Source organism: Mucilaginibacter mallensis (assembly GCF_900105165.1).
In the GTDB taxonomy this organism is placed as follows: Bacteria; Bacteroidota; Bacteroidia; order Sphingobacteriales; family Sphingobacteriaceae; genus Mucilaginibacter; species Mucilaginibacter mallensis.
This window is the reverse complement of the sequence record NZ_LT629740.1, coordinates 2164294-2178086: the sequence shown is the minus strand read 5'-3', so window position 1 is coordinate 2178086 and position 13793 is coordinate 2164294. Positions and strand designations below refer to the sequence as shown.

9 protein-coding genes are annotated in these 13793 nt (G+C 42.2%); 3 read left to right on the top strand and 6 right to left on the bottom strand.

Annotated elements, in window-relative coordinates:
- Window positions 1-59 precede the first annotated feature (59 nt).
- The 3 genes from guaB to BLU33_RS08900 form a co-directional block, all read right to left on the bottom strand.
- Window positions 60-1529, bottom strand: coding sequence for an IMP dehydrogenase (guaB, locus tag BLU33_RS08910; protein WP_091371409.1), 1470 nt, complete (start codon window positions 1527-1529; stop codon window positions 60-62).
- A gap of 306 nt (window positions 1530-1835) precedes the next feature.
- Window positions 1836-3110 carry a M16 family metallopeptidase gene (locus BLU33_RS08905; RefSeq protein ID WP_091371407.1) on the bottom strand — a complete coding sequence of 425 codons (1275 nt, stop codon included), beginning with the start codon at window positions 3108-3110 and terminating at the stop codon, window positions 1836-1838.
- A 64-nt stretch (window positions 3111-3174) separates the two neighbouring features.
- The gene (locus BLU33_RS08900) at window positions 3175-4455 is read right to left on the bottom strand and encodes a M16 family metallopeptidase (RefSeq protein ID WP_091371405.1); all 1281 of its coding nucleotides are present in this window, start codon (window positions 4453-4455) and stop codon (window positions 3175-3177) included.
- Window positions 4456-4704: 249 nt separating this feature from the next.
- Here BLU33_RS08900 and BLU33_RS08895 point away from each other — a divergent pair, with 249 nt between their 5' ends.
- Window positions 4705-5253: a hypothetical protein gene (locus BLU33_RS08895; RefSeq protein ID WP_091371404.1), complete on the top strand. Its 549-nt coding sequence runs from the start codon at window positions 4705-4707 to the stop codon at window positions 5251-5253.
- A gap of 105 nt (window positions 5254-5358) precedes the next feature.
- Here BLU33_RS08895 and BLU33_RS08890 read toward each other — a convergent pair whose 3' ends face one another.
- On the bottom strand, window positions 5359-5712 hold the full coding sequence (locus BLU33_RS08890; RefSeq protein WP_091371402.1) for a phosphoribosylpyrophosphate synthetase: 354 nt from the start codon (window positions 5710-5712) through the stop codon (window positions 5359-5361).
- A 300-nt stretch (window positions 5713-6012) separates the two neighbouring features.
- On the opposite strand from BLU33_RS08890, the gene BLU33_RS08885 reads away from it, so the two are divergent.
- Window positions 6013-7629, top strand: coding sequence for a YXWGXW repeat-containing protein (locus BLU33_RS08885; protein WP_197684584.1), 1617 nt, complete (start codon window positions 6013-6015; stop codon window positions 7627-7629).
- Window positions 7630-7731: 102 nt separating this feature from the next.
- Here the strand turns inward: BLU33_RS08885 and clpB are convergent, their stop codons facing one another.
- On the bottom strand, window positions 7732-10338 hold the full coding sequence (gene clpB / locus BLU33_RS08880) for an ATP-dependent chaperone ClpB (RefSeq protein WP_091371400.1): 2607 nt from the start codon (window positions 10336-10338) through the stop codon (window positions 7732-7734).
- Between the two features lie 199 nt (window positions 10339-10537).
- Window positions 10538-11434, bottom strand: coding sequence for an SMP-30/gluconolactonase/LRE family protein (locus BLU33_RS08875; RefSeq protein WP_091371398.1), 897 nt, complete (start codon window positions 11432-11434; stop codon window positions 10538-10540).
- A gap of 113 nt (window positions 11435-11547) precedes the next feature.
- On the opposite strand from BLU33_RS08875, the gene BLU33_RS08870 reads away from it, so the two are divergent.
- Window positions 11548-13716 carry a glycoside hydrolase family 3 N-terminal domain-containing protein gene (locus tag BLU33_RS08870; protein ID WP_091371397.1) on the top strand — a complete coding sequence of 723 codons (2169 nt, stop codon included), beginning with the start codon at window positions 11548-11550 and terminating at the stop codon, window positions 13714-13716.
- Window positions 13717-13793: the final 77 nt, after the last annotated feature.

The following is a 13793-nucleotide window of genomic DNA, read 5'->3' as shown; positions in this document are numbered from 1 at the left end:
CATGTGGGTTACCTGGCAAGTGAGATCCTGAAACAAGTTCAGGATGACATTTACTTTTATTACCTTGTATAATTAGGCGCTTCCTTAGTTATTGTAATATCATGTGGGTGTGATTCACGGATACCTGAAGCGGTGATCCTTACAAATTTTGCATTTTGTAATGTCTCGATATTTTTAGCACCGCAGTAACCCATACTGGCACGTAAACCACCTACATATTGGTAAACAACCTCGGCTAAAGTACCCTTGTATGGCACACGGCCCACAATACCTTCGGGAACCAGTTTCTTGATATCATCCTCAACATCCTGGAAATAGCGGTCTTTTGAGCCTGATTCCATTGCCTCTATCGAGCCCATACCACGGTATGATTTAAAACGACGGCCTTCATATATAATGCTTTCGCCTGGTGATTCTTCAACACCTGCAAATAGCGAGCCTGCCATGATCGAACCTGCACCAGCTGCGATAGCCTTAGCGATATCGCCTGTGTGTTTAATACCACCATCGGCAATAACTGGTACGCCTGTGCCTTTTAAGGCTTCGGCACACTCATAAACTGCGTATAATTGTGGTACACCTACGCCTGCAATAATACGGGTGGTACAAATTGAACCCGGGCCAATACCAACTTTAACACCATCGGCACCAGCATTGGCTAAAGCTAATGCAGCTTCACCTGTTGCTACGTTACCTGCTATAACCTGCAGATCAGGGTAAGCGGCTTTTACTTCTTTTAATTTATTGATAACACCTAATGAGTGACCGTGAGCGGTATCAATTGCGATAACATCCACGCCGGCTTTGTACAAGGCATCTACCCTTTCCAATGTATCGGCAGTAACACCTACGGCTGCACCAACACGTAAACGGCCATGCTCGTCTTTACAGGCATTCGGGAAGTTTTTAAATTTTTGTATATCCTTGAAAGTGATCAGTCCTATCAGCTTGCCATCGGCATCAACTACGGGTAATTTCTCTATTTTATGGTTTTGTAATATAGCCTCAGCCTGTACCAGATTAGTACCTTTTGGCGCGGTAATCAGGTTTTCTTTGGTCATGATATCGCTTACCGGGCGTGTTGGGTCCTTTTCGAAACGAAGATCGCGGTTAGTAAGAATTCCTTTCAGCTGACCTTCACCATTCACTACCGGGATACCACCTATGCGGTATTCTTTCATTATTTTGAAGGCATCAGCTAACAACGCGCTTTCGTGTAGCGTAACCGGGTCCTGGATCATGCCGCTTTCGGAACGTTTTACTTTACGTACCTCATCGGCCTGGCGCTGGATGCTCATGTTTTTGTGCAGCATACCTAAACCACCGGCTTGTGCCATGGCAATTGCCAAAGCCGCCTCGGTAACTGTATCCATTGCTGCGGATACCAGCGGAATATTAAGTTTTATCTTTTTTGTTAAATAAGAACTGGTATCAACCTCGCGGGGTAACACTTCTGAATACGCGGGAAGTAGCAGGACATCATCGTAGGTTAAACCTTCGGCAACAAATTTAGAGGGGTTTGACTGCATAGCAAATAATTATTTGTAGGTATTATTTGCCGGACAAAGGTAGCAATTTATTTCGGATTTCGGAATTTGGATTTCAGAATTGTTTGGATTGGGGATTTGTTGATTTGAATATGACAATTGGGATGCTGATGACCAGTTGCAAACTGGCTGGGCATGGAGCAGAGCATCTGTAGGCTTCAGTTGTAAATTGAAGCCTACAGATGCTCTGAAGAACTGTCATTCTGAGCGATAGCGAAGAACCTATCCACGTTCAATTGTCTGCGCGTATATAGATGCTTCGTACCTCAGCATGACAATTCGTTTAACTCAATACTTCCCCACTATCACCTTATAAAACTCATCAAAATTCAAATACTTATCGGCCAATTTTATTAGGTCTTCGGATGTAATTGCCCTTATAGTTTCGGTATAACGGTCGTAATAATCATAATCCAGACCGGAGAAATACAGGTTTTTGAACTTATCAGCATGAGAGAAAACATTCTCCAAACTACCTAATAATGAACCCAGCATATAGTTACGTACTAAGGCCAGTTCTTCTTCGGGGATAAGTTCTGTTTTAAGAATATTGATCTCTTTTTCAATTTCGCTTACGGCTGCTTTGCATACATCTGCCCCTACTTCGGTAGCTATAAATAATGCACCTGCATGTTTTAATGAACTCATGCCCGAGCCTATGCCGTAAGTATAACCTTTATCCTCGCGGATATTGGCCATCAGCCTGGAGCCGAAATATCCCCCTAAAACGGTATTTAATACCTGTACCGATGGAAAATCAGGGTGCGTGCGGGTGATAAACGGCAAGCCCATACGGATAGCTGATTGCAACGCATCAGGTTTTTCTGTAAAATAAAAATGTTTGGTTGCTGCCTTTAATTTCGGCTGAGTGGTATCAGCTTTTTTATCCGCATTTGTCCAGGAATCGCCAAAAGTATCTTTTAACAGGTCAATTGTTTCCTGCTCAATCTTCCCGGCAATAATTATGGTACAGTTTGACGGTTGGTACATTTGTTTGTAATGCACCAGCAGGTCATCACGGTGCAGTGTTTTGTAATCATCGGCAATACCTGCATAACCATAAATGGTATCGCCATATATCGCTTTGTTAAAGGCACGCCTGGCAACAACATCATTTTTTTGCAGGCTTACCTGTAGCTTTTGCTGCTGGTTACGTACAAAAGTTTCCAGTTCTTTTTCAGGAAAAATAGAATTGGTGAGGATATCCTTTATAACCGGCAAGGTATTTTGCAGGTGCTTATTTAAGCTATACAGTGTTACTTCCGAGTTATCATAACCATACTCTGCTTGTAAAAAAGCTCCATAAAAATCTATGGTATCTGCAATCTGCGCACCGGTCATGGTTTTGGTGCCATCATTCAACATGGTGTTAACTGCCAAATTTAACAGCGGACTATCCGGATCGAAACGCAGGTTGCCAAATATCCACTCAATACGCACCAACTCCTGGTCGCCGGAGTTAAAGCAATAAATATTACAACCATTACTAAGCCTGGTATGCTCGGGCTTTATTAAATTAATATGATCGATGGCCTGGTAAGCAGGCGCTTCTTTTCTGTTCATTTGTATTTTTTAGTCCGAAAGTCGGCAAGACCGAAAGTCCGGAAGTTTTCTTTTACCAGTTATTCTAAACAGATATACTTTCGGACTTTCCGACTTCCGGACTTTCCGACTTATCTGCCAAATAGATCAGTGTTGATGAATTATCTTTTCTGAATAATTTATTAGCCTGTTGTTTTATAGCTGCCGCGGTTACTTCAAGGTATTTTTCGGTTTCATGGTTCAGTTCGTCCGCATCGCCTAAAAGCTCGTAATAAGCGAGGTTCATGGCTTTATCCAGCAACGACATTTCAGAGAAGATAATGGTTGATTCCGTCTTGTTCTTCACCTTGGTTAGCTCATCGGCAGGCACTTCGGTATTTTTTAATATTTCCAATTGCTCCCATATGGCAGCTTCGGCTTGTTCAATACTTACATTTTCTAGTGGTTTGCCCTCAAATACAAACATGCCGGTATCCAAACTGCCGCTCATATAGGCATGCACATCACTAAACACCTGGTTCTCTTTAACTAAGCTCTTATACAAACGTGATGATTGCCCGCGCGAAAGTATATCCGACAGCAACTCACTGGTATGATAGGATTCATCTAAACGCCCTTCCATCTGGAAAGCAATATAAACATCATTCAGCGGCACTTTAGCGGTAACCGTTTCACGGCGCTCATCATGCTGTTCAGGTTCCTGCGGCAAGTCACGGTGATATTTTTCACCTGCCGGTATCGGCCCGAACCATTTTTCGGATAATTGTTTAACCTGCTCCAGGTTTACATCGCCCCCAACTACCATAATGGCATTTTGCGGGTTATAATGTTTTTTAAAGAACGCTTTTACATCTTCTATCCTTGCATCCTCAATGTGTTTTATTTCTTTACCTATGGTTGCCCATCGATATGGGTGTTTTTTATAAACCAACGGGCGCAGTTTTAACCAAACATCACCATAAGGCTGGTTCAGGTAACGTTGCTTAAACTCTTCTATAACCACATTGCGCTGTACATCCAGGCTCTTTTTGTTAAAGGCAAGACTCAGCATGCGATCACTCTCCAACCAGAAAGCAGTTTCAATATTATTTGATGGCAGAGTGATATAATAGTTGGTAATATCATTGCTGGTGAAGGCATTATTCTCACCGCCTACCCTTTGTAGTGGCTCATCATAGCTGGGAATATTTATTGACCCCCCAAACATCAGGTGTTCAAACAAGTGGGCAAAACCAGTTTGCTTGGGGTCTTCGTCGCGTGCGCCAACATCATAAAGTATGTTAACCACCGCCATTGGTGTTGTATGATCCTCATGAACAATGACACGCAGGCCATTATCGAGTGTGAAACGATTGAATTTAACCATGTAGTAATATTCCGTTAAAACGGTTGACAAATGTATAATTTTTTTGATTTGATGATAGACAATTTGAAGATTTGACAATTTGAGGATCACAGATGATTTGAGGATTCGACAATTTGAGAATTTGAATATGCTATTGATTTTCACCAATTTTCAAACAACAGACAATTTGAGAATTTGAAGATGTAGTTTTATATTGTATCATTTCAATAATTTTCAAATCTTCAAATCACCAAATTTTCAAATCAAATCGTGACGCAAACCGAACTCATTCAGCAATTGTCAGTCACCTTTGGTAAAACCAAGGTGAATAAGCTTGCTGTGATCCTGAAGGAGCGGAACTTTGCTTTGCGCGATTTGATCGACACTACCTTTAATCCCGATAAGACCATCGCCTTTCGTGCCGCATGGTTGTTAGAAAACGTTTTCGTGGCTGATCCGGGCTTTTACCTGACCGATTTGGATTATTTGCTTACGCGATTTAAGGATGTTACTTACCCCAGTTGCCAGAGACATTATGCCAAGATCATGATGCACATCACATCGCCAAAAACACCTGTCCAAATAAAGGAGCAGATACAATCATCCGGCATGGAAGCGGTAATTGACCAATGTTTCGACTGGATGATTAACCCGAAAGTGCTAATCGCCGTAAAAGTACATGCTGCCGAAGCCCTATTTAACCTGCGCGATCGTTATCCCTGGATTGCGGAAGAACTGGCAAATCAGTTGCAGTTTTTGATGAAGAATGGTAGTGCCGCTATACAGGCGAGAGGCAAAAAGTTGTTGGCAAAATTATAAACCTGCTTGTCATTTCGAACGATAGTGAGAAATCCTCTTCGACTTGTATAGTTCACCTTGCACATTGCAGAAGATTTCTCACTATCGTTCGAAATGACAGGAGGGCTAATTTTTACTCTCGGTAGGCTTATCCTCCCTGTGCAAATTATCACTCACCTGCCCGTGGTTTAGCTTGGCGTGTATGGCCGATGAACTATTATTAGCGTAAGTGCCATAAGCATTAATCAATACGCCCTTTATGTGGTATTTATCAGATGTTACAGCGTAAACTATCGACATATCATCCGGGTTACTCGGCCCTTCAAAACGATAAAATTCATCTATCTGAAAGTCATCGGCGGTCATATGAATATTTTTTTCTTTATCGCCAACCGTATCGCCTTCAAGACTCAGATTTTGGGTATAGCCCCTTTTCATCAGATCGTTAGTAGCTTCTACTAAATTGTTGTATGTTATCATGGTGATGGTATGTTTAGTGATGATTCGTTATATTTTATAGTTATAACCAGACATTAAACCTATTGTTTGTTTCGAGTCATCCCATACATGTTGTGATGCAGTTCACTACTTTGCAAATACAGAAAATTATTATTTACGGCGCTGTAAATGAGCTGATTTATTTTCTATAAATACCGTTTATTTCTGATAATTTCGCATACCGGTATTTAAATGATTTTCTCCCTAATGAAACCATTATAAAACTGGATCATATCTTAATTATTAAGGCTATTGACAAAAATTAAACCCGCTCATTCAAACATGAAGTTTTTTATCCTTGCTTTCTCTTTTTTATTGACCATCAGCATTACAAGCTATGCACAAAATGGTGTTCCTGATAATTACCCCGTAGCAACAATTTATATAGTTGATGCACAAAACGGTCAGGAAGTTTTAGCTAACAGCGATACTGCGATCTTATTTAAAAATGCGCTTATTGACCTGGTAACCAATACCATCATTGTGCAAAAACAATACAAGCATGTAATGGGCCATAATGCTTATGTAATTACACAAACCGACCCTTCAAACGGAAACGAGTACCAATTGCAGGAAACTACTAAGGTATTCGGTACTGTTGTGCCTGTTTATACTTTTATTTATAATGTAGACCAGAACAAGCTATATTATAATAACCCGCATGGTGCAGGTGGCGACCAAAGTCTTGAAGCACAATGGATATCGCAGAATAATATGGCTAATCTTGACAGGTGCCAGCAGTTTGGCTGGTTCAATAACCTGAGCGCACCACCTGATAATACCCAGCAGCAAACGGATGATACCACACCGGTAGATACGGCAGTTACTGCTACTGTACCACCGCCAGCTTTGCCTACCTACGATCAACCTGAATGCCCGCAGGATGGTTATTTATGGCAGCCCGGCTATTGGGCTTACAGCATTGATGCCAGGGGATATTATTGGGTTCCGGGTGTGTGGGTGGCACCGCCGTCAGAAGGGCTTTTGTGGACGCCGGCTTACTGGTCGTTCAATGGCTTTGGTTATTATTATCATTCCGGATACTGGGGTACCAGCGTAGGCTATTACGGCGGTATTTATTATGGCTATGGTTATGGTGGCCATGGTTATTACGGTGGTGAATGGCGGAGCGGTCATTACCACTACAATACCGCGGTAGTAAGGGTTAGTGTGAACATACATAACACCTATGTTAATAACACGGTTATAGTAAACCAACCAGCCAGGAACAGCAGCAGCTTTAACGGCAGAGGCGGTGTTATAGCCAAGCCTTTGCCACAGGAATTACAGGCGGAACGCCAGCCCCGCATACAGCAAACTCCCGATCAGATCAGGAACCAGCGTGCAGCAAGAAACGACAAAAATCAGTTTGCTTCACCAGCCAATGGCAATAAGCCAATGAATTTCGCAGCACCAAGAGCTCCTGAAAAAAGCGTGATTGCTACACCTAATCAAAGGCCAAATGCTAACCCTGCGGGTAACAATGGCAATCAAAGAGGTGGTTATAATAATCAAAATACAAGACCAGCCGCTGGTAACACAAATACTGTTAACCAAAATCCGGCTGTGAACAACACAACTCCAAGACCAGCCTACAATAATCAAAACACAAGGCCTGCTACTAATAATACCAATACGGTTAACCAAAACCCGGGCACGAATACTGCAACTCCAAGGCCCGCTTACAACAATCCGAATGCAAGAACAGGAACTGGTAATACACCTAACCAAAATTCAGGAATGAGCGTACCTAAAGGTACAGGAAGTGTAACCCCGTCCTCAAATAACGGTCATGGCGGAATGAATCAGAATCAGCCATATGGCGGCCAAAGAAGAGCTCCTGTAACCAAGCCACAGCCGAAGCCTCAAACAAAAAATGAGAAGCAGGATAAAAAATAGATCTGTTAAAGATTGATATTAACGCAAAAGAGCCGCCCTTATAAGGCGGCTCTTTTTATGTTTTGTCTTGATGATTAAACTTTAACCTAATCAACTACTCACTTAATCAACCAATTCAGGTGAGTTCAGGAATACAAAGTTATTATCAAACATATCCAGCTTGATCCTGCTATCCTTGTCGATTTTTCCGGCGAGGATCTGTTTTGATAACTCGTTCAGGATCTTCTTTTGGATAACCCTCTTCAATGGCCTTGCTCCTAATTGCGGGTCGTAACCCAGCTGTGCCAACCAGTCTAATGCTTCATCTGATGCATCAAGTGTGATACCCATTTCGGCCAAAGTTTGTTGCACATGTTTGAATTGCAGTTTCACAATGTCGCCTATTTCATCGCGGGTAAGCGGTGTAAACATGATGATCTCATCAATCCTGTTCAAAAACTCCGGACGGATGGTTTTTCTCAACAACTCGAACAGCTCATTTTTAGTTTTGGCGATGATAGCGTCGCGGTTCTCATCTTCAAGGTTCTCAAAATTCTCCTGTATAATATGTGAGCCGATGTTTGAGGTCATGATGATAATAGTGTTCTTAAAGTTCACCACACGGCCTTTATTGTCTGTTAAACGACCATCATCCAAAACCTGTAACAGGATATTGAATACATCCGGGTGCGCTTTTTCGATTTCATCCAACAAGATCACACTATATGGACGGCGACGAACGGCTTCGGTCAATTGCCCGCCTTCATCATAACCCACATAGCCCGGAGGCGCTCCTATCAATCTTGAAACGGCATGGCGTTCCTGGTATTCGCTCATATCTATCCTCACCATAGCCTGCTCATCATTAAACAGGTATTCGGCTAAGGCCTTAGCCAGCTCGGTTTTACCAACACCGGTAGTACCTAAAAATATGAATGAGCCAATTGGCTTGCGCTTATCCTGCAAACCGGCACGACTCCGCCTGATAGCATCACTTATTGCTTCAATAGCTTCCTCCTGTCCTGCTACACGTTTGTGCAGCTCATCTTCCAGATTCAGCAATTTTTCACGTTCGCTTTGGATCATTTTTGAAACCGGGATGCCAGTCCACCGTGAAACAACGCCAGCAATATCATCAGCAGTGACTTCTTCCTTAAGCATACGGCTGTCGGCCTGATTTTCAAGCAGTGCGGCTTTTAATTGCTCTACTTCTGCCTGTGCCTTAACAATGGTTCCGTAGCGTAATTCAGCTACCTTGCCATAATCCCCGGCACGTTCGGCCTGATCGGCTTCCAGTTTGTAGTTCTCTATCTGTTCAACTTTTAGGTTGATGCCATCTACCAGGTCTTTTTCACCCTGCCATTTGGCACGTAATGAATCACGCTCTGATGATAAGTTGGCGATCTCTTCGCTTAATGACTTAACCTTAACTGTATCTTTTTCACGTTTAATAGCTTCACGCTCAATTTCCAACTGCATTATACGGCGTTCAAGTTCATCAACAGCTTCCGGTACGGAATCCATTTCCAAACGCAGTTTACTGGCAGCCTCATCCATTAAGTCGATAGCCTTATCCGGTAAAAACCTATCGGCAATATAACGCTGCGACATTTCAACGGCGGCAATAATAGCTTCGTCTTTTATCCGCACTTTATGGTGTGCTTCATAACGTTCCTTCAATCCACGCAGGATTGAGATAGCATCCTGGGTATCCGGCTCATCAACCAGCACCATTTGGAAACGGCGCTCCAAGGCTTTATCTTTTTCAAAATATTTTTGGTACTCGTTTAAAGTGGTTGCACCAATGGCCCTTAATTCGCCACGGGCAAGGGCGGGCTTTAATATATTGGCGGCATCCATAGCGCCATCGCCTCCACCAGCGCCTACCAGAGTGTGGATCTCATCAATAAATAATACGATCTCGCCATCGGCCTGAATCACTTCTTTTATAACTGATTTCAGCCTTTCTTCAAACTCTCCTTTATACTTGGCGCCTGCTATCAGCGCGCCCATATCCAGCGAATAAACAGTCTTTGATTTTAAGCTTTCAGGCACATCACCTTTAATAATCCTAAAGGCGATCCCCTCAGCGATTGCAGTTTTACCAACGCCTGGTTCACCAACCAAAATAGGGTTATTTTTTGTACGGCGCGATAAGATTTGTATCACCCGCCTGATCTCCTCATCACGGCCAATAACAGGATCCAATTTGCCCGATTCGGCATATTCATTCAGGTTACGGGCATATTTGTTAAGGGCATTATAAGTAGCTTCGGCATTCTGATCAGTTACCTTGCTATCACCGCGTAAGCTGATGATGGCTTTTTTAAGATCCTTTTCATTTACACCAAAATCCTTTAAAGCGCTGCTGGTTTTATCATTACCAGCTAAAATGCCCAATAGGATATGTTCCACTGATACAAATTCGTCCTTAAATTCTTTAAGATAGGATTGCGCTTTTTGCAGTACTGCATTAGCAGCCGACGACAAATACACATCACTGCCGCTAACCTTAGGGTACGATGCTATTTGCTGATCGAGTATATCGTTTAACCGGTTGAGGTTAACGTTTAATTTTTTTAATAAGTAGGATATAACGTTTTCATCAACCAATAACAAGCCTTTAAGCAAGTGCGCCGGCTCAATAGCCTGCTGCTGATTGCCGCTTGTAATTTCGGAAGCCTTTTGCACGGCCTCCTGTGCTTTTATGGTAAAGTTGTTAAAATTCATGATAAGTACTATTCAAAAAGTCGACCAATGATCCAACTCTGAAAAATTGGCATTTAAAAATTATTTCACCTGCCCTTTTGTCGCCATTAGTTATTGATAATCAATGGTTAATTTACACATAACATCAGTAATTAAACTTTGGTTTTCAATCATCTGAACATCATTACTAACAAATTACTAATGACACAATGACCAATGACTATTCCACTCCCTTTACATTCATTTTTATGCAATAAAACGCGGTAGATGCGGTGATAAATAACACATCCTTATCCTTCCCTCCAAAGCATAAATTGCTTGTCCATGGTTCATCAATAGCTATGTGGCCAATCTTTTCGCCTTGCGGATTGTAAATGGTTACGCCTTTTCCGGTCAGGTAGATATTCCCTTTTTCGTCCAGCGTCATCCCATCCGAGCCCTGGTTTACAGCCAGTGTTTTATTACTTAAAGTGCCATCGGCATTAATGGTGAACTTGTAGGTCTTGTTTGCGCCGATATCGGCAACATACAGGTACTTGCCGTCGGGCGTGCCTACAATACCATTAGGCTTTTTAAGGGTCGCGTCAACCGCAACAGGTTGTTTGCTGTTTTTGGGCAGATAGTAAACTTTTTCGCCATCCAGGTCGGATGTTTTTCTTGTCCAGTAATCACGCTGGTAATAAGGATCGGTCATGTAGATACCGTCTTTAGCATCTATCCAGATATCATTTGGGCCGTTCATCAGCTTACCGTTCAGATTGGTCACTAAAACCTTTATTTTCTTTTTAGGACTGATAGACCATAACTGGTCGTGCTCATCGGCACAGGTAACCAAATTGCCTTTATTGTCAAAATACATTCCGTTCGATCTACCCGCGCTATCTAAAAACAGCGTCAGCTTGCCATTGGTATCATACTCCCAGATCTTATTATTGGGCTGATCGGTAAAAAAAACATCACCTTTTTTATTTACAGATACGCCCTCGGTAAAGCTGAATTGTTTGGCTATTAAATACGCTTTGGCAGTAGTATCATATAAAGCAATGTTTTGTGCTGATACAGAGCAAGTTGAAAGGGCAAAAAATGCCGCTATTAATAATTTATAGTTGACTCTCATTTTTCAAGGTAGATGGCTGTGAATTATTCTGCTAAAGTAAATGCTAATTAAAGATTAATGTACTGTACAAATAAATATTTTCTAACTAAGTTTAACCTTCTTTAAAATCATCAATGAAAATACAATCTACTTTTTTTACCTGTTTATTGGCTGCTATTACATTCAACACTGCCTCAGCTCAGGACAAATTAATTTATAAAGATGCTACCCAACCCATGGAAGTCCGGGCCAAGGACCTGGTATCGCGGCTAACACTAAAAGAGAAAGTAGCGCTGCTGGGCTATAACAGCCAGGCGGTGCCAAGATTGGGCATACCTGCCTACAATTGGTGGAACGAAGCCTTACACGGTGTTGCCCGTGCAGGTGAAGCCACTATATTTCCACAGGCCATTGGTATGGCAGCAACGTTTAATAACGACTTATTAAAGCAGGTTTCAACAGTAATATCAACTGAAGCCAGGGCAAAATATAACCTGGCTATAGCCCAGTATCATCATTTACAATATATGGGACTCACTTTCTGGACACCCAATATTAATATCTTCCGCGATCCCCGATGGGGCCGCGGGCAGGAAACATATGGTGAAGATCCCTATTTAACGGCAACCATGGGCTCGGCGTTTGTAAGGGGTTTACAGGGCGATGATCCTAAATACCTGAAAGTATCGGCCACAGCCAAACACTTTGCCGTACACAGCGGCCCGGAAGCCACCCGCGATTATTTTGATGCCCACGTTGATGAAAAGGACCTCCGCGAAACTTACCTGTATGCTTTCCATGCTTTAGTGGTTAATGCTAAGGTAAATTCGGTAATGTCTGCCTATAACCGTATAAATGGTGTTCCGAATTCCATCAACAAAACCCTGCTCACTGATATTTTGAGAAAAGAATGGGGCTTTAAAGGCCATGTAGTAACGGATTGCGGTGCGCTAAATGATGTTTATGGGACTCATAAAACCCTGAAAGGCCCGGTTGAAACCGCAGCGGCAGCTATAAAAGCAGGTGTCAACCTTGATTGCTCTACAGTTTTGCAAGAGGATATCATTGAAGCCATCAATCAAAAGCTATTAACAGAAAAAGAGGTTGACCAGGCGCTTACTACCCTATTACTTACAGAATTTAAACTTGGCTTTTATGATGATCAAAATACTGTGCCTTATCATAGCTATGGTGCAGATAGTGTACACAATGCGGCACATATAGCCCTCGCCCGTAAAGTTGCCCAACAAGGAATGGTATTGCTTAAAAATGACAACAATATTTTACCACTAAATAAAAGCAAGTATTCCAGCATTATGGTGGTTGGCCCAAATGCTGCTGCATATGACCCTATGGTAGCCAATTATCATGGCGTGAGCAATAAAGTGGTAAATTTTGTTGAGGGCATAACCGCGGCAGTTGGCCCCGGCACCAGCGTTGATTATGACCTGGGCTGTAATTACACTGATACTACCCACTTTGGCGGCATATGGGCGGCAGGTAATGCGGATGTTACTATAGCAGTTATGGGTTTATCACCGGTTTTGGAAGGCGAAGCTGGTGATGCATTTCTATCTGCATCAGGTGGTGATAAAAAAGATTTGAGTTTGCCTGCGAGTGAAATAGCCTATATGAAGCAATTGCGTAAAGCCGATCATAAACCCATTATTGCAGTAATTACTGCCGGAAGTGATATTGATGTAGATGCCATAGCACCCTATGCTGATGCCATAATACTGGCCTGGTATCCTGGAGAGCAGGGCGGTAATGCTTTGGCTGATATTGTATTTGGAAAAGTATCCCCGTCGGGGCATTTACCGTTGACTTTTTATAAGTCTATCAATAATGTGCCTGATTATAATAATTATAATATGAAAGGCCATACTTACCGCTATTATGACGGCCCGGTGCAATATCCGTTTGGTTTTGGGTTGAGCTATACCTCGTTTGCTTATACGTTACAGGATGGCTTGAAAACCAATTACAAATCCACCGATACATTAACAACCACAGTAAAAGTTAAAAACACAGGCGCTGTCGATGGCGATGAAGTACTACAGGCCTACATTGAATATCCACAAGTTGACCGCATGCCTTTTAAGGAGCTGAAATCATTTAAACGCATTTCAGTAGCTAAAGGTGATGAGCAATCAGTTACCATAAAAATACCTGTAAGCGAATTACAAAAATGGGACCTGGCAACACATAAGTGGAAGATATACCCGGGAAATTATAAATTGATATTAGGCAGTAATTCGCAGGATAGTAAACTGAGTATGGATTTTGCGGTTTCTGGTAAATAAAATTGTCATCTCGAACGATTTGAGAGAACTTCTGCGCTATGCATTTTCGCTTTGCATAGCGCAGAAGATTTCCCCTC

Coding starts and splice junctions, on each gene's coding strand:
- BLU33_RS08875 (WP_091371398.1), bottom strand. CDS start 11,434: ATGAGAGTCAACTATAAATTATTAATAGCGGCATTTTTTGCCCTTTCA.
- clpB (WP_091371400.1), bottom strand. CDS start 10,338: ATGAATTTTAACAACTTTACCATAAAAGCACAGGAGGCCGTGCAAAAG.
- guaB (WP_091371409.1), bottom strand. CDS start 1,529: ATGCAGTCAAACCCCTCTAAATTTGTTGCCGAAGGTTTAACCTACGAT.
- BLU33_RS08885 (WP_197684584.1), top strand. CDS start 6,013: ATGAAGTTTTTTATCCTTGCTTTCTCTTTTTTATTGACCATCAGCATT.
- BLU33_RS08905 (WP_091371407.1), bottom strand. CDS start 3,110: ATGAACAGAAAAGAAGCGCCTGCTTACCAGGCCATCGATCATATTAAT.
- BLU33_RS08870 (WP_091371397.1), top strand. CDS start 11,548: ATGAAAATACAATCTACTTTTTTTACCTGTTTATTGGCTGCTATTACA.
- BLU33_RS08890 (WP_091371402.1), bottom strand. CDS start 5,712: ATGATAACATACAACAATTTAGTAGAAGCTACTAACGATCTGATGAAA.
- BLU33_RS08900 (WP_091371405.1), bottom strand. CDS start 4,455: ATGGTTAAATTCAATCGTTTCACACTCGATAATGGCCTGCGTGTCATT.